The organism is Hymenobacter fodinae (assembly GCF_004745825.1).
Lineage (GTDB): Bacteria > Bacteroidota > Bacteroidia > Cytophagales > Hymenobacteraceae > Hymenobacter > Hymenobacter fodinae.
On record NZ_SRLA01000004.1, the window covers coordinates 337,893 to 354,664 of the forward strand.

15 protein-coding genes are annotated in these 16,772 nt (G+C 56.4%); 12 read left to right on the top strand and 3 right to left on the bottom strand.

The genetic code is table 11. The features are described 5' to 3' along the window. Positions 1-122 precede the first annotated feature (122 nt). The 3 genes from EU556_RS19200 (at position 123) to EU556_RS19210 (ending at position 3,641) form a co-directional block, all read left to right on the top strand. Complete coding sequence (locus EU556_RS19200) at positions 123-1,067, top strand: SMP-30/gluconolactonase/LRE family protein (protein ID WP_245327800.1); 945 nt, start codon at positions 123-125, stop codon at positions 1,065-1,067. A 375-nt stretch (positions 1,068-1,442) separates the two neighbouring features. Further along, complete coding sequence (locus EU556_RS19205; protein WP_135435756.1) at positions 1,443-2,675, top strand: isocitrate dehydrogenase (NADP(+)); 1,233 nt, start codon at positions 1,443-1,445, stop codon at positions 2,673-2,675. Positions 2,676-2,984: 309 nt separating this feature from the next. Then, the gene (locus EU556_RS19210) at positions 2,985-3,641 is read left to right on the top strand and encodes a helix-turn-helix domain-containing protein (protein ID WP_135435757.1); all 657 of its coding nucleotides are present in this window, start codon (positions 2,985-2,987) and stop codon (positions 3,639-3,641) included. Positions 3,642-4,218: 577 nt separating this feature from the next. On the opposite strand, the gene EU556_RS19215 is transcribed toward EU556_RS19210, so the two are convergent. Further along, complete coding sequence (locus tag EU556_RS19215; RefSeq protein ID WP_135435758.1) at positions 4,219-5,202, bottom strand: GlxA family transcriptional regulator; 984 nt, start codon at positions 5,200-5,202, stop codon at positions 4,219-4,221. A gap of 196 nt (positions 5,203-5,398) precedes the next feature. Between EU556_RS19215 and EU556_RS19220 the strand changes: the two genes are divergently transcribed. From EU556_RS19220 to EU556_RS19260, 9 genes are all read left to right on the top strand, one after another. After that, positions 5,399-5,830: a VOC family protein gene (locus tag EU556_RS19220; RefSeq protein ID WP_135435759.1), complete on the top strand. Its 432-nt coding sequence runs from the start codon at positions 5,399-5,401 to the stop codon at positions 5,828-5,830. Between the two features lie 55 nt (positions 5,831-5,885). Next, positions 5,886-6,293, top strand: coding sequence for a DoxX family protein (locus tag EU556_RS19225; protein ID WP_135435760.1), 408 nt, complete (start codon positions 5,886-5,888; stop codon positions 6,291-6,293). Between the two features lie 136 nt (positions 6,294-6,429). Then, positions 6,430-6,651, top strand: coding sequence for a hypothetical protein (locus tag EU556_RS19230; protein ID WP_245327802.1), 222 nt, complete (start codon positions 6,430-6,432; stop codon positions 6,649-6,651). A 165-nt stretch (positions 6,652-6,816) separates the two neighbouring features. Continuing rightward, a complete protein-coding gene (locus EU556_RS19235) occupies positions 6,817-8,439 on the top strand; it encodes a Na+/H+ antiporter (protein WP_135435761.1) in 1,623 nt (540 codons plus the stop codon). 225 nt (positions 8,440-8,664) lie between these two features. Continuing rightward, on the top strand, positions 8,665-9,048 hold the full coding sequence (locus tag EU556_RS19240; protein ID WP_135435762.1) for a hypothetical protein: 384 nt from the start codon (positions 8,665-8,667) through the stop codon (positions 9,046-9,048). A gap of 367 nt (positions 9,049-9,415) precedes the next feature. Next, positions 9,416-9,943, top strand: a complete 528-nt coding sequence (locus EU556_RS19245; RefSeq protein ID WP_135435763.1) for an inorganic diphosphatase — start codon at positions 9,416-9,418, stop codon at positions 9,941-9,943. 247 nt (positions 9,944-10,190) lie between these two features. Further along, complete coding sequence (locus EU556_RS19250) at positions 10,191-11,696, top strand: Dyp-type peroxidase (protein ID WP_135435764.1); 1,506 nt, start codon at positions 10,191-10,193, stop codon at positions 11,694-11,696. A 238-nt stretch (positions 11,697-11,934) separates the two neighbouring features. After that, complete coding sequence (locus tag EU556_RS19255; RefSeq protein WP_135435765.1) at positions 11,935-13,035, top strand: hypothetical protein; 1,101 nt, start codon at positions 11,935-11,937, stop codon at positions 13,033-13,035. Between the two features lie 11 nt (positions 13,036-13,046). Next, positions 13,047-13,529 (top strand): hypothetical protein, encoded by a 483-nt coding sequence (locus EU556_RS19260; RefSeq protein ID WP_135435766.1) that lies wholly within the window; start codon positions 13,047-13,049, stop codon positions 13,527-13,529. 132 nt (positions 13,530-13,661) lie between these two features. On the opposite strand, the gene EU556_RS19265 is transcribed toward EU556_RS19260, so the two are convergent. Both EU556_RS19265 and ettA read right to left on the bottom strand, forming a co-directional pair. After that, complete coding sequence (locus tag EU556_RS19265) at positions 13,662-14,741, bottom strand: HNH endonuclease (RefSeq protein ID WP_167855643.1); 1,080 nt, start codon at positions 14,739-14,741, stop codon at positions 13,662-13,664. Positions 14,742-14,866: 125 nt separating this feature from the next. After that, positions 14,867-16,534: an energy-dependent translational throttle protein EttA gene (gene ettA, locus EU556_RS19270; protein WP_135435768.1), complete on the bottom strand. Its 1,668-nt coding sequence runs from the start codon at positions 16,532-16,534 to the stop codon at positions 14,867-14,869. Positions 16,535-16,772: the final 238 nt, after the last annotated feature.

Below are 16,772 nucleotides of genomic sequence, written 5' to 3' on the forward strand. Positions count from 1 at the left end.
GTAGCGCCTAGGCCACTGTTTTCGTACGCAGGAGTTCCTTACCGCAGCCGCCACTACTCTTTCGTAAGTAAAAAGAGCCTAAGTTGCGGGCCCACTGCCTTTGTTGCCTTACTACTTTTTCTATGGAAACAACTCACACTTTGTACCTGGGCCTGATGGCCGCGGTGTTGCTAGCTGGTGCTTTCCCCGCGGCAGCAATTGCCGACCAGGGCCCAACCGCTCAACAGCCGGCTCGCTCCGTGGTAGCCCCTGGGGCCCAGCTCACGCTTGTCGCCAAGCAGTTTAAGTTCACGGAGGGCCCCGCCGCGGATAAGGCCGGGAATGTGTTTTTTACGGATCAGCCCAACAATAAAATCTGGAAGTACAGTACCGACGGCAAGCTTTCGGTTTTCTTGGATAAAGCGGGCCGCGCTAATGGGCTGTACTTCGATAAGCGTGGTAATCTATTGGCTTGCGCCGATGAGCAGAACCAATTGTGGTCGATTGATAAGCAGGGTCGGCCTACAGTGTTGCTCACTCAGGTTAATGGCCATCAACTCAACGGCCCCAACGACCTGTGGGTTCACCCCAAAACCGAGGGCATCTACTTCACCGATCCTTACTACCAGCGCGATTACTGGACCCGCCAGGCGCCCGACCCAGGGCTGGGGGGCCAGCACCTGTACTATCTGGCGGCCGGCCAGAAGGCGGCAGTAGTAGCCGACGCGCAACTTCAGAAACCCAACGGTATCATCGGCACGCCTGATGGGCGCCTGTTGTACGTGGCCGATATTGGGGCCAACAAAACGTATAAGTACCAGATTACTCCAGAGGGCAGCCTCACCAACCGGCAGCTCTTTGCAGAGCAGGGCTCCGATGGCATGACCCTCGACCAAGAAGGCAACGTGTACCTGACGGGCAAAGGCGTGACCGTGTATAACCCAGCCGGGCAGCAGATAGAGCACATCGACGTACCCGCCGATTGGACTGGCAACGTCTGCTTTGCGGGCAAAGACCGCAAAACACTTTTTATCACGGCCTCGGAGGCAGTGTATGTGCTCCCCATGCGCGTGAAAGGGGCACAGTAAAACAAGCGTTGCCCACAAGTGGCCTAGCTACTCTAGGGTAGATTTACTTCTGCTTAGGCTTTTCTCACAATAAAAAATTTTGGCCATTCTACTTTCCGCAATTTGCTAGCCGCCTAATTATTAGGCGCTTTAGCATAGAGTAAAGCTTAACACTTGTGCGGGGTGCTACATACAAAAATCAGGTTCTAGTAAGGCAGAATGAAGCCAGCGCGTAACTTGGGCGTCTTCTTTCCTCGGACACTACTTGTGCTGGCAGGCGCCGCCGCTGGTTAAGCTGCTGCCCGTGTGCAACCGAATGCCCACCCTAGAAGAAACCTCGCACGTAGCACAGGGCCACACTTGCGAGTGAAAACCAAACCGATACGCCCACTGCATATGACCAAAATCAAAGTAGCCAACCCCGTAGTAGAGCTTGATGGCGACGAAATGACGCGCATCATCTGGAAATTCATCAAGGACAAGCTGATCACCCCTTATCTTGAACTGGATATCAAGTACTACGATCTGGGGATTGAGTACCGGGATGAAACCAACGACCAGGTAACCATTGATGCCGCCAATGCTATCAAGCAGTATGGCGTAGGCATCAAGTGCGCCACCATCACCCCCGACGAGGAGCGCGTGAAGGAGTTCAACCTGAAGCAGATGTGGAAGTCGCCAAACGGCACCATCCGCAATATCCTTGATGGCACGGTGTTCCGCGAGCCCATTGTGACCAACAACGTGCCCCGCCTAGTACCTAACTGGACGGCCCCCATCTGCATTGGCCGCCACGCTTTCGGCGACCAGTACCGCGCCACCGACTTCGTAACCAAAGGCAAGGGCAAGCTCACCATCACCTTCACCCCTGAAGATGGCGGTGAAGAGCAGTCGTTTGAGGTGTACAACTTCAAAGGCGACGGCGTGGCCCTGGCCATGTACAACACCGACGAGTCGATCCGGGGCTTCGCACATGCCTGCTTCAACCAGGCCCTCATGAAGGGCTGGCCCCTGTACCTATCCACCAAGAACACCATCTTGAAGAAGTATGATGGTCGTTTCAAGGACATCTTCCAAGAGATTTACGAGCAGGATTATTTCACCAAGTTCCAGGAAGCTGGCATCACCTATGAGCACCGTCTGATTGACGACATGGTGGCCTCAGCGCTGAAGTGGAATGGCAACTTTGTGTGGGCCTGCAAAAATTACGACGGCGACGTACAGAGCGACACGGTTGCCCAGGGCTTCGGCTCGCTAGGCCTGATGACATCCACCCTGGTTACGCCCGACGGCAAGACCATGGAGGCTGAAGCCGCCCACGGCACCGTAACGCGCCACTACCGCGACCATCAGAAGGGTAAGCCTACCTCCACCAACCCCATTGCCTCCATCTTTGCTTGGACGCGCGGCCTGGAGTTCCGGGGTGTACTGGATGGCAACCAAGAGCTCATCGACTTCTGCAAAGCCCTGGAAGCTGTGTGCATTGAAACCGTAGAGAGCGGCAAAATGACTAAGGACTTAGCAGTGTGCATCCACGGCAACAAAGTGGAACACGGCCGCGACTACCTCTACACCGAGGAGTTCTTGGAAGCCCTCGACGAAAACCTGAAAGCTAAACTGGGCAAATAAGCTTAGCGTAGCCAGTAAGCAAGAAGCCCAGTCGGTGTCCGGCTGGGCTTTCTTGCTTCCGGGACTAGGCTGGCAGTAGTCACACAAAGAGGTTAATACTTCATAAGTGGCCTAACCGAAGATTCACATCTCAAGGCCTCCTAATTATCAATACCCACGCTCAGCTAAATAATAATTATTCTAATAATAAATATTGTTTTATTGATTAAATATCGTGTATTTAACAGGTATAACGCCCTACTTACTACTCCTAAGCCTACCTATTGCCGCTGTTGAATTGATTGTCGTAGCTGCATTACGATCTGGGATATGTGTGCCTTTAAGACCGAGGTGCTTATTGTCGCCTCACCTACACTGCACCGACAGGGCCTATTAGCTGTACTCCACGAAACCTGGCCTACTTTACCCATTACGGTGCTGCCTGAAGCTACTTTGCTGCCTCAGCTAGTGCAGCAACAGTCATACGCCGTGGTGGTGTTAGACTGCAGCCTGCTTACTGAGCCCGTACCAGCAGTACTGAAGCGCTTGCAGACAGTCAGAAGTGCTCAACCTGTTCTCTTACTTACCAGTTCGCGGTTGCCGCCTGATTTGCGCCACTACCTCGCGGAGGCGCCTGCCACGTGCTCGTGGCTGCCACTACAGGCGGCGCCTTCGGCTGTAGCGGCTTTGTTTCACCGCTTACTTCCCGATTACCACCCAGAAAAAGCCGCATCAGCAGCTCCGGCTCCTCGCGTGCGGGTGCCAGCAACGCCGTTCAGCCGCCGCGAATTGGAGGTACTGCGGCTGGTAGTGCAGGACCATTGCAACCAGGAAATAGCCGACCAACTATTCTTAAGCGTGCGCACCGTAGAAAGCCACCGCCGCGCGTTGCTGCAAAAAGCCGGGGCTAAAACGCTCGTAGGCCTTGCCGTACAGGCTGTGCAGCAAGGCTGGGTTTCCTCCCAAGGGCTGCCGGGAACTTGCTAGGCCTCTCAGCAGAAGCCACCGGGCAAGCAGAAAGCAAATAAAAAGGCCACTGCCTGTGGCAGTGGCCTTTTCCCTCGCGTTAGCTGGCAAATATCATTCATCCACCCTACTCCGTTTGCCCAACACTAACACTTCGCGGTAGAAGCCTTCCTTTCCATTAACCCTACAACGCGCTGTTATTTTATTGAGTCAAAGGTATGTAGGCGGGCAGGTACCGTGCTGGCTTACTAGGTCAACGCGTCTACTTTCCCTGTCGCGGGCAGGTTTTGCCCGGTAAATGACTCAAGCTACCTCCTCTCCCGCGTACCTTGGTCGTGCGTGGCTAGTCACTCAGGGCTGTTATGGGAAATTCCCATTTCCCATGACGTAGAGTGCCGTATGCGCTAGGCCAGTACTTTCGGGTAATGAAAGCGCCTACCCTTGCTTCCCTAGTTTACCTACGGGCGGCAGCGCAAATTCCAGCTACTCCTGCCTTACCTACTACAAGCCCCACGGTTTGGTAAACAAACGGGGCCACCATACACCAGCCCCGCTGCGGCGGCTTGCTACTTATACTGTGGAACCTTAACCGACTGGCCTAGGCGCGCCCTACACTCTCGCGGCTGTACTTGCTGCGGTACTGCTTGGGCGAAAGGCCAGTCACACGCTTGAACGTCAGGCGGAAGGCCTTGGGGTCAGTGTAGCCGACGTGGTACATCACTTCGTTTACGTTTTCCCTGGTTGACTCTAGGCTGTTCTTGGCCACTTCCATCTTCACCCGCTGGATGTATTCTACTACGGAGTTGGAAGTAGCCTTTTTAAAGCGCCGCTCCAAGTTACGGCGGCCGAGCGCCAGCATAGAGGCCAGTTGATCCACGGTAATCTTCTCTTGGTAATTGGCCTCAATGTAGGCCTGGGCTTTCTTGATGGGCTCGTCTTCGTGCTCCTTCTGCCCATTAAACACCACGAAAGCCGACTGACTTACCCGTTCAATGTCAATCTGAAACACCTTGGCGCAAATCACTGCCATTTCACGGCTAGCGTATTTCTCAATCAGGTACAGCACTAAGTTGAGGTAGGAAAATGCCCCACCGCTAGAGTAGATGCCGTGCTCATCGGTAATGAGCCGGTCTTCACGCAGTTCTACCTCCGGAAACAGGCGGCGGAAGTCGTTGGCGGCGGCCCAGTGGGTAGTGCATTGCCGCCCGGTGATGAGGCCAGTAGCCGCCAGCAGAAAAGCCCCTAAGCACAGGCTGGCTACCTCAGCCCCGGACTGGTACTGCTGCACTATCCAGGGCAGCAAGGCACGGTTGTTTTCCAGGGCCTGCTCGGGGTCACCATCTACAGCCGGAATGATAACCAAGTCGGTTTTGGCTACTTCCGTTAGTACTGCGTCAGTAGCCACAGTGTAGCGCCCGCCACAAACCGAAGTAGCGGCCTCCAGCCCTACCAGCTGCACATGGAATAAGGCCGGCTTGCCCATGCGCCGAAGCAACGCATTCACCTCCGTAAATACCAGCCGAGGGCCCTCTATACTGCCCAGTATGGCTCCTTTGGGCACCAGAATTGAAATCTGTTTCATAGCAGAAAGGTTAGTGGGTCAGTGTCGCAATTACCCCCGATTTAGTCGCAATTGCCCCGCAGTAGCGGAGGCTCAATTACTAATTTTGCTAGCATAACCTCGGGCAAGATAATGAATATTACTATATCCATTAGTCTTGATAAACACTCTTTTTGCCCTGTGCTTTGCTTCACTACTTACTCTACCCATACACCAGATGAGCACTTTCCAACTCACGCCTTATCTCACCTTCAACGGCACCTGCCGCGCCGCCATGACCTTCTACCAGCAGTGCCTGGGCGGAGAGCTGATGGTGCAGACTTTCGAGGGTACACCAGCCGCAGAGCACCTGCCCGCCGACGCGGATGCCCAACAGCACGTGCTGCACGCTATGTTGAAAACCGATGAATTCTTGCTGATGGCCTCCGACGCTGGTATGCAGGAAGTTACCAAAGGCACCATGGTTTCGCTTTCCCTCAACTGCACCAGTTCCGCGCAGATTCAAGACTTATTCATCCGGCTCTCAGCGGGTGGCACCGTCACGATGCCGCTGGAAGACACGTTCTGGGGCGCCACGTTCGGCATGTTCACCGACCAGTTCGGCATCGACTGGATGCTCAACTACGACAAAGAGCCCCAACAGCACTAAGCTTTCCTTTTGCTTCATTCATCCACTTAACCTGAGGCTAGGCCTCCTGCGCATCATGAAAAAGACCAAGCTTCTATACTGGCTCGCCACGGGTCTGCTAATAGTCCTCATGGCAATGTCGGGCATCATGAATAGTATGAGTACACCGGAGTCAGTAGCGGCGTTTGAGCATTTGGGCTACCCGGCCTATCTGCTGCCTTTTCTGGGCGTAGCCAAGCTGCTAGGCTGCGTTGCCCTGGTGGTGCCCGGCTTTCCGAAACTGCGGGAGTGGGCCTACGCGGGTTTTGTGTTTGATTTGGCTGGGGCCATGTACTCCAGCATAGCCGTGGGTGACCCTGCCAGCACGTGGCTGCCTATTGGGGTTGGCTTCCTGCTGATTGCGGCTTCTTACCGGCTCAACCAGCGGCTGACCGCACCCAAAGCCTACCCGGATGTTGCACCTGGCCTAGCTCCTGCTTTGTAGGCTCCTAGGCCACTGAAGCGGCTTAGCAGTAAGATGGACGGCCGTTCCGACGTCGGTACGTCAACTACCAGCCAACGGTATAGTCTGAATATGCATCCTGTTAAACGTGCCCAGCCAACTCCAGCTCGTCTGTATCATGATGATAGAAGTCTTTAAAACCAACGTGAAAGCCCGGCGCCACGCCCGGCTGCTTCTCGACCGGATTCATACCAACTTCCGGGGCTACCGGGCCAACTTCGACTTAGAGGATTGCGACCAGATTCTGCGGGTGGAAAGCGCCCACGAGCATATTCAGCCCCTTGGCCTAATTCAGTTGCTGCGGGAAGCTGGCTTCCGAGCCGAGGTGCTACCCGATTAGGGCTAGGCCACTTCCAGAGAACAAGCCCTAGATAAACGCCACCGGTCGTGCGGCCGGTGGCGTTTATGCGTTCAAGAAAAGCGGCATTTAGGCAGAATAGTAGCGTTTTCGGGGAGCAGCCTCTACCTTCCGGTCAGTACTTTCCTTTCACTGCTCCTGCCCGCAATGTCCGAAACCGCCCTGCACGAAAGCATTCTTCTGGTTCTAGGCCTGCTGTTTGTTATGCTTCTGCTCGTGATGCTGAGCCAGAAGCTCCGGATGTCGTACCCTATTTTTCTGGTGGTGGCGGGCCTGGCCCTGAGTTTTATTCCGGGCCTGCCGCGCATCGTCATCGACCCCGACCTGATCTTCCTGATTTTCCTGCCGCCCCTGCTCTACCAGGCTGCCTGGGAAACCGCTTGGAAAGACTTCTGGCGCTGGAAACGCCCCATTTTGCTGCTGGCCTTCGGGCTCGTCTTCTTCACCTCCACCATAGTGGCCTACGTCTCCCGGGCCATGATTCCGGGGTTCACGCTACCGCTGGGGTTTCTGCTGGGCGGCATTATTTCTCCGCCCGATGCCGTGGCGGCCACCTCCGTACTTAAGGGCATCAAGGTGCCGCGTCGGGTCACGAGCATTCTGGAAGGAGAAAGCCTCATCAACGACGCCAGCAGCCTGATCGTGTTTCGCTTCGCGCTAGCCGCAGTGGTGTCGGGCACATTTTCGGCCCATCAGGCGGCTACCAGCTTCCTGCTGGTGAGCACCATGGGCTTGGTAGTAGGGCTGGTAGTGGCCTACGGGTTCTACCTCATTCATCGGTTTTTTCCCACCACGCCCAGCATCAATACCGTGCTCACGTTTATTGCCCCCTACGTGATGTACTTGCTGGCCGAGGAGTTCCACTTCTCTGGGGTGCTGGCCGTGGTGAGCGGGGGGCTGCTCCTCTCCCACCTCTCCCACCGGGTATTTGATGCCGACACTCGTTTGCAGGCCAACAGCGTGTGGGCCAGCGTGGGCTTTGTGCTCAACGGGCTGGTGTTTATTCTGATAGGCCTAGAGCTGCCCGTGGCCGTGGAGGGACTGGGCACATACTCGCTGCAGCAGGCCATTGCCTACGGAGGCGCCATCAGCCTAATTATTATCCTGATTCGGCTGCTCTGGATGTACCCCGCCGCCTTTGTCCCCCGCTGGCTGAGCCGCGGCATCCGGACCAATGAAACCAGCCCCGGCTGGCAGGGCCCCCTCATCATTGGCTGGGCCGGGATGCGCGGGGTGGTATCGTTGGCCTCGGCCCTCTCGGTGCCACTACTGCTCAGCAACGGTCAGGCCTTTCCGCAGCGCAATCTGATACTGTTCATCACATTCGTGGTTATTCTCGTCACGCTGGTGTTTCAGGGCCTCACCCTGCCCTTAATTATTCGCCTTACGGGCGTGGCGGAAATTGAAGAAAGCATGCCTACCGATGCTCAGGAAGCCGGTATCCGGCTCCGGCTGCGCCACGTGGCCCTCGCCCACATGGACCAGCACTACGGGCGCGACATGCAGCAGAATGAACTCATCAAGGCTCTGCAGCAACGCATGCAGGCCGAAGCTCAGCGCACTGGCAACCTGCTGGAAGCCCTTGACTACGACGAAACCAAGCGCCAGGCCCTGAAGCGTTACCACCAAGTACTGCTAGATGTGCTGCGAGTACAGCGCGAGGAGCTCTTTGTTCTGCGCCATGAAGATGTGTTTGACGAGGAAATGCTGCGCCATCAAGAAGCTCAACTCGACCTCGACGAAGCCAAGATCAGCCACATGCCGCACTAGCGTTAGGTGGTGAGGTGACAAGATGATGGAGGTAATCCAGTGGTTGGCTGGTGCGCTGTGACAAGACAGCAAGACCACGAGCGCAGATCCCCTACTAAGCAGAACGGTATCGAACAACGGTTGAGTAGGCCACCGCTGAAAGTGGCCTAGGCGCGTTAACTACCTGTGCTGCACGTCGTATAGCCGTGAAAGGACTTTCTTTCACGCCCTCCAACCACCCTCGCTATGGATCAAAACGAGCATAACCGCACCCAAGCCCAGCTAGCCAACGACGGCAGCGACGCTTCCCGCCCCGAAAACGCCCACGGCCTCGCCGGCCAACAGCAAGGCGCCGCCAACCCAAACATCGACAAACCCAACGATACCAGTGGCCGCCACGGCGGCAACCACGGCAACGATGGCGGCGAACTAGTCCGCGACGCCAAGGGCAGCAGCCACCGCGGCGACGAACCCAACGCCGAATCGGAGAATACCGGGGGCGGCGACGATAACACGGGCAAGCATCACACCCAGCACACCACCAAGGACCAAACCAGCTACGGCACCGGCAACGCCGTGCCCAGCTCGGCCAACGACGGCGGCAAAATAGACGACGCCAACAACCAGTAACTTCCCGGACTGCGAAAATCCGTTTCGCGACGAGCCACAGGCGAGTTCCTATGCATGGTAACATGACCGGATAATCGCAGTGCTCGTCGCGAAACGAGTGTTCAGTAGCTTCTTAGACCGTCATGCTGAGCGGAGTCGAAGCATCTCTACCGCTTCGTTGCTAGACCACTTGGTTAGCCAGAGGTAGAGATGCTTCGGCTCCGCTCAGCATGACGTTCTTTTCACTTTCTGTTCGTTATTCTGCCTAGGCCACTTTCCTGGAATGACGGGCTCTAAAGCATCGATTCTAGCACCGTCCGTCCAACCTCGGCCATAACACAGCGCCCCTGGGCAGCCGTAGAGCGAGCCTACCTTCTTTGCTCCATTCATGGCTACTCCCCTCGATAAATTACCGGCCCATGTGGCCCACTCCCACATGCTGGTGCACGTAGTAGTTGAAACGCCCAAGGGTGAACGAAACAAAGTGGCCTACGAGCCCGATCTGGGCGTATTTATGCTGAAAGGCGTGCTGCCCGAAGGCCACAGCTTCCCCTACGATTTCGGATTTGTGCCTTCTACCAAAGCTGAAGACGGCGACCCGCTCGATGTGCTTCTGCTCCTCGACGCGCCCACCTTTGCCGGCTGTGTGGTAGAAGCCCGCCTGATCGGAGCCCTAGAAATTGAACAGCTGGAAGACGACGGCTCCCGCGTCCGCAACGACCGGCTGCTGGCCGTGGCCAACAACTCCCGCCTGCACAAAGGCCTCCACGAAATCACGGACCTCTCCCGTGAAATGCTCCACGAAATCGAGCACTTCTTCAGCTCCTACAACTCCGTAAAAGGCGGCGAAATAAAAGTGCTTCACCGCGTAGGAGCAAAAAAGGCCCACACCCTATTGGCGCAAGCCCTGCTGTAAGCAAGCACAACAGGTTTCTACCATACCACCCGTCATGTCGAGCTTGTCGAGACATCTCGCGTGCTGACGTTGGCGTGGTAATCAAACTGCCCAAGATGACGTGCTTTTGGAGTGGTTTAGCCTACTAAGTCAGTACAAGTAATGAGCTAAAGTTCAGTGGTGGCACGGTAGCGCCTAGAAGAGTAAATGATCAGATTGTCAGCAGCATACTGCTGGTTCTCTTTCACTCTCCTTACTCTCTATCTTCATGTTAGATATTCCGTCCCTAACTACCACTAAACTTCCTCGCTACGATCAGGCCATTAAGGATTACGCTGATGTGCAAGGCAACATCCTCAAAGGACACGGCCGCGACCATGCCGCTTTCCTGTTCATTGAGCTGACCTCTGATAAGGCAAAGAGTCAGGCTTGGCTGCAGTCCTTATTGGATGGAACGGGGCCCGTTACGCTTACCTCCACGGCCAAGCAGCTGCAGGATACGGTTCGCTTCAAGCAGTTTCGTATTCCCGGCGACTTGTTTGCCATGATTCTGTTTACGACCGCGGGGGTGGAAGCGCTAGGCCAAACGCCCCCCACGGAGCCAAAACAAGCAGATCTGCCTCCTAGTGTGGCTCATCTTGCTCCCGCCTTCTCGCGGGGTATGCGCACGGAGGACACCCGGCAGCTACTCTCCGACCCAGCGCCTGAGCCAGATGTTTATGACCCCGGCTGGTTTAAACCTGGCACCGCAGAGCCCACGCCTCTTCACGCTCTCCTGCTGCTGGCCGATGACGACTTCGACCTCCTGCAACGCACCGTCCGCGCCGTTTCCGACGACCTGACAGGCATTGGTGAGATTCGTATTCTGGAGTGGGGCCACGCGCTGCGCAACGCCGATGGCAACGGCATTGAGCACTTCGGCTACGCCGACGGAGTAAGTCAGCCGGTGTACCTGGCCAATGATATGCCCAACGACGACCCCACTAGTGCCGATTTTGAAGATATTGACCGCTGGGACCCTAGCGCTACGCCCGAGGAGCTGGTGCTAGTACCCGATCCGCTCGGGAAAGGACAGGGCAGCTTCTTTGTGTTTCGCAAGCTTCAGCAGTACGTGCGGGAGTTTAAAGAAGCTGAAGAAAAGCTGGCTAAACGCTTAGCCCTGGCCAAAGGCGACGAGGAGCGGGCCGGCGCTATGCTGGTAGGCCGCTACGAGGATGGTACCCCGGTAGTAGAGCGCGGCAGCGACGGGCTCATCAACCCCATTGCCAACAACTTCGACTATGCCGAGGACATGCAGGGGCACCGCTGCCCTTTCCACTCGCACATTCGTAAGATGAACCCGCGTGGCGAAACCGCCCAACAGGCCACTGGCGCTTCCGCTGAGGAGCGGGAAGAGATGCGCAAGGAAGAACTGTTGCGTCGCCTCACTCGCCGTGGCATTCCTTTCGGCGACCCCGAAGAAGCGCAGAAGGAAGATGGCAAACCTGTTGGGTTGCTGTTCATGTGCTTTCAGCGCAACATCGCCCAACAGTACGAATTCATCCAGAAGTTCTGGGCAAATAACGCCGGTTTCCTTAAAAAAGAACCTGCCACGGGCCTCGACCCCATCATTGGGCAAGGCACGCGCGATAAGCTGCGCTTTAACTATACCTACGGCGGCGCGGGCTGCCGACAAGCTGAGTTCAAGGAATTTGTGAAGCTACGCGGGGGCGAGTATTTCTACGCTCCGTCGATGAGCGGGCTACGGGCCCTGGCGGGGGATAAATCGGTCTGATGTCAGTCTACTCTAGTTGCTTATTGCCTCAAGGCCTTTGGGATTTCACTAAACCGGCTCTTGAACGTCACGCTTGATTTGGGGTTCCCTGCCGAAACACGACCAAATAAAAGTCAGATTAGAAGCACCACCTCACTGTCGAAGGGCGCTACCGATAAACTTATTGCTTGCCTGCTCAAAAGCAAGCATAAGCACCTGGCGCCAGTAGCCTTTCAGTGCATCTCTTGCCCATGTTTCTATGAGAAGTATTCGGTTGTTTCTACCATTACTATTGCTGCTCTTGCCCCTAAAAGGCTGCAAAGTGCCCGACGTGAATCCGTTTGCGAAGGCAACTACGGAAATGACTTCTGCTCTTACCCTTGGCCTCGATCATGCCACTACGCAGCTAGGGTTAACGACCAAGCAGAAGCTAGCCCCCGCTCAGCTGCAACAGCTACAAGCCCAGCAAAAAAAGCTGCGTCAGCAGGCAGCGGCTATTCAGGAGATCTTAAAGGCGCTCGATGCGTATTCGGGCACCTTGGTGGAGGTGGCCGATGCCAACTCTAAAGGCAAGGAATCCATTAACGAAGCGGCGGACGCTCTAGCTAGCATCTCCACCGCGCTTGGCCCCAGCGTTAGCTTAGGCATAAAAGGGGCGGCGGAAGGCGTAAAAGCCATTTCGGGTTATGTCCAAACTATCCGTACTCTCAGTTCCCTGAAAAAAGCAGTCCAGCCGGCTGATGCCGCCATTCAACGCGTGGCTACCATTCTACAAGCCAACTTCGCTGACTTGGCCAGAATTGATAGCACGGCCGCCGATATTCAGGAGGTGATTATCACGGATCAAAACCAGCTTATTCTTCAGTCTTACGACGACCTGCAGCAGCGTCAGACGTTAGCCGATACGATGACCGCCTATATTGTGGCTTTTGAGAACACAGCGTATAAGCCTTCTACCCCACGCCGTACCCAACGGCTGGAGCAGCTGTTGAAGTCCATGAAGGCAATTGACAAAGCTGTTCCGGCTGCTACCTCAGCGAATCCTGCCCAACTTAGCGCCACACTCGCCCTGTTAAGTAAGCGGGAGGCATTCTGGCTGCAAAGGGCCACCGACGTCAACCGGTTACGGCCGCGCTATGAGGCGGTGCAGGCCCAGCTGGCGACCATCAGAACCGGTAGCAGCCAGCGTCGCAGCTTATTTGCCCAGAGCACCCACTTGGTCCAAGTCTGGGCGCGGGCTCATACCTCACTCAAAACGGCTGTACTGAAAGAAAGCCGCTCCGTTTCTTTTCAGGAAGTACTTGTTGCGGCTCAGGAGTTGAGATCCTTCATCGACAAGATTGAAACGAACAAGCAATAACGCTTACTGCCATGCCAAAAATAGACTGGGACAACCTGCTACTCCTCTCTGAGTGGGCCGACGCGCTGATGCAATTGTTGGCGGCGGCCGAGGATGCTATTAAGAGCAAAAATGCCACCCAGCGGCAGCAGGCAAACGATATGCTAAAGCTTTACATCAAAAAATCGCCGATAGATGCCGGCCCGCTGGATACCATTGCGGCCGCAGCCATTATCGACGTGGACATTGCCGTAATAGAAGAGGCCTTATTCAGAATCGGGCAGCGGAAAGATGAGCTACAAAAGCAGATTCAGCTTATACAAGGCGTGACCAAACAGGCGAGCAGTAGCGCGAAGGAACTCCGGCTCGATGGCCTCAAAAAAGCAGTAGATAGCACCAAGACAGCGCTGGAAGGATTGAAAGCCGTAAACGACGATTTGAGCAAGAGTGATAGTAAGCTGACGAAGAAGCTGGATAAGATAGTAGCTGACTTGAATAGCCTGGAAGAGGAATAGGACCCTGTGTGCATAAACTTGAAAGCCCGAAACGGAGTACTACTGAGGAGCTGAGTAAGATATCATTTAGCCCTGCTCAAAAAAGCCCCCACACGCCGCTGCGCGGCGCTGGAGGCTTTTTTGCTTATCTGTTTAGTCTTTCATAATTAGCTGCTCGCCAAGAGGATAAATATCGTGGTGAGTGTGGCTTCCGAGGCGCCAGCCGGTTGGGCCAGCGCAGTTAGTCTTACTACTGTCAGTTGGGCGCCCCCACCCCGCCAGCTGTTGGCGCAGATTTTCCGGCCTAGGCCACCCTGCTCGTTCCGTGGGCAGTTGCAGATGCTGGCCCTCAAACTGCCGGATACCATAGGAGGCTCCGTCCACCTCCGCGAAGGCCGGGCTACACCGCACGTTGTAGTCCTCGTCTATTGAGAACAGCTGGCGGTCGAAGGCGCGGTGCAGGTTGGGGCACAGGGCCAGCCCGTTGCCGATGGTGTCGTCGTGACTGAGGGCCCAAGGCACAATGTGGCAGGCATCGAGCAAGGGATTGAGGGCGGCCGTGCCCGTGCTCACCAGCTTCAGGCCCGATATGGCGCAGGTGTGGTTGTAGGCCTCTAGCACAACGCGCTTAAACAGCCCACTCCGCACGGCCGCATCAAGCTCATCGGTAGCGGCGGCCCGGACGGCATACGTGGCAGCGGGCTCCTCCAGCATCTGGCGGCGCAGCTGTTGCACGGCCTCGGTGCCGGCGCGGGGCTGGTATCGGAAGCGCGTCTGTGGAAAGTAACGGCGCATCAGGGCCTGGCGCAGCTCCTCGCGGGCCATCGGCTCCTGCAGCAACGCCCACAGCTCCGCATCCAGATAGGCGTAGGCCACCGTGTCGCGCAGACTCCGCAGGCTCTTAACTGAGCGCGAAGCCGTCAGCAGCAATTCCATGCCGGGTAGGGTGCGCAGGTGCCAGAAACCGTCGCCGGTGAGGTGGTAGAAGGGCAGGAAAAAGTCGTTGGCCCGAAACAATGCCGAGGTGCTCAAGTCGCGGCAGAGGCTCCGGAAAGCAGCCAGCAATTCTGGAGTGATATAGATGCAGTTATCTTGGATACTACCCTCCTCAATGCCATCAAGCACGGCTAGTAGCAACGCAGGCTTATATGGAGCCTCCCCGTGCTGGCGGCTGCGCGCCACGCGCAGGTGGGTGAAGCGGTGGAGGTAGATATCGTGTACGGATTTCGGCACAGTTAACTCAGCTGAAAATTGTCCGCTTATTTTTAGACGTATGTAGCCGCAATAAGCGCTAAAAAAATCCCCGCCTGCAAACAGGCGGGGATTTTCTATGCAATAACATTGCTTGTCAACAGCTACTACCCTAGGCTGCGGTAGCGCACGCGCTTGGGCTCTAGATCGCCGAGGCGCTTCTTCTTGGCTTCTTCGTAGTCGGAGAAGTTGCCCTCGAACCATACTACTTGTGAGTCGCCTTCGAAGGCCAGGATGTGAGTGGCGAGGCGGTCGAGGAACCAACGGTCGTGGCTGATGATAACGGCGCAACCGGCGAAGTTTTCCAACGCGTCTTCCAGGGCCCGGATGGCATTTACGTCCAGGTCGTTGGTCGGTTCGTCGAGGAGCAGCAAGTTGGCGCCTTGCTTAAGGGTCGTAGCTAGGTGCACGCGGTTCCGCTCACCACCGGAAAGCATGCCTACCTTCTTCTCCTGGTCGCCGCCGCGGAAGTTAAAGTTGCTCACGAAGGCGCGGGAGTTCACCTGCCGACCGGCCAGCAGCATAGTTTCGGTGCCGCCCGAAATCGTCTCGAACACCGACTTGTTGGAGTCCAGGGTGTCGTGCTGCTGGTCTACGTAGGCCGTTTGCACGGTGGGACCTACCACGAACGTACCCGCGTCGGGCTGGAGCTGGTCGGTGATGAGGCGGAACAGGGTGGTTTTACCAGCGCCGTTCGGGCCGATGATGCCCACAATGCCGCCCTGGGGCAGGTTGAACGAGAGGTTCTCGAACAGGAGCTTGTCGCCGAAGGCTTTGGTCAGCCCTTCGGCCTCGATTACCTGAGCCCCCAGGCGCGGACCGTCGGGGATGAACAGCTCCAGCTTCTGCTCTTTCTCCTTGGCGTCTTCGTTCACCATTTTATCGTAGCCGGCCAAGCGGGCCTTACTCTTGGCCTGGCGCGCTTTCGGGGCCATGCGTACCCACTCCAGCTCGCGCTGCAGAGTTTTCTGGCGCTTGCTCTCGGTTTTCTCTTCCTGAGCCAGGCGGTTGGCTTTCTGCTCCAGCCAGCTGCTATAGTTGCCCTTCCACGGAATACCCTCGCCGCGGTCTAGCTCCAGAATCCAGCCGGCCACGTTATCGAGGAAGTACCGGTCGTGGGTTACGGCAATTACGGTGCCTTTGTACTGCTGCAGGTGCTGCTCCAGCCAGAGCACGCTTTCGGCGTCGAGGTGGTTGGTAGGTTCGTCGAGTAGCAATACATCAGGCTCTTGCAGCAGCAGGCGGCACAGGGCTACGCGGCGCTTCTCGCCACCCGAGAGGTTTCCGATGATGGCGTCGGCCGGTGGCGTGCGCAGGGCGTCCATGGCGCGCTCCAGCTTGCTATCGAGGTTCCAGGCGTCGAGCTGGTCGAGGCGCTCCTGCACGGCACCCTGGCGCTCCAGCAGCTTGTCAAAGTCGGCATCCTCGGCCCCGAAGGCCTCATTAATTTCGTCGAACTCCTTCAGCAGGGCCACGGTTTCGGCGGTGCCTTCCTGCACCACCTCCAGTACGGTTTTGGTGGCATCCAGCTGGGGCTCCTGCTCCAGGTAGCCCACCGAGTAACCCGGCGACCATACTACGTCGCCCTGAATCTGCTTATCTACGCCGGCAATAATCTTGAGCAGCGAGGACTTACCCGAGCCGTTGAGGCCGAGCACGCCGATTTTGGCGCCGTAGAAAAACGAGAGGTAGATGTTTTTGAGAACCTGCTTTTGGGGAGGGAAAATCTTGCTTACCCTCTCCATGGAGAAGATAATGGTGGGTTGGTCGCTCATGTGCTTGGTAAGAAGAAGGAATTGCGAATGAAAAGTGGAAAGTGGCCTAGCCAGCTGTTGAGGGCCGAATAGCGCCACTAAAAGTTGCGCGTCCGGATTAGGTTCCTATTTTGCGGGTCGAATCTGCCCGGGCGTGCCCGGGGCAGCGAGTCTAGGTAATTTAACCTGATATTGTATGTGTCTTTTGTTCTGAAAATAACCGCATTGCCCGTCCGTGCGTAGCTTCTTGCACACGGAA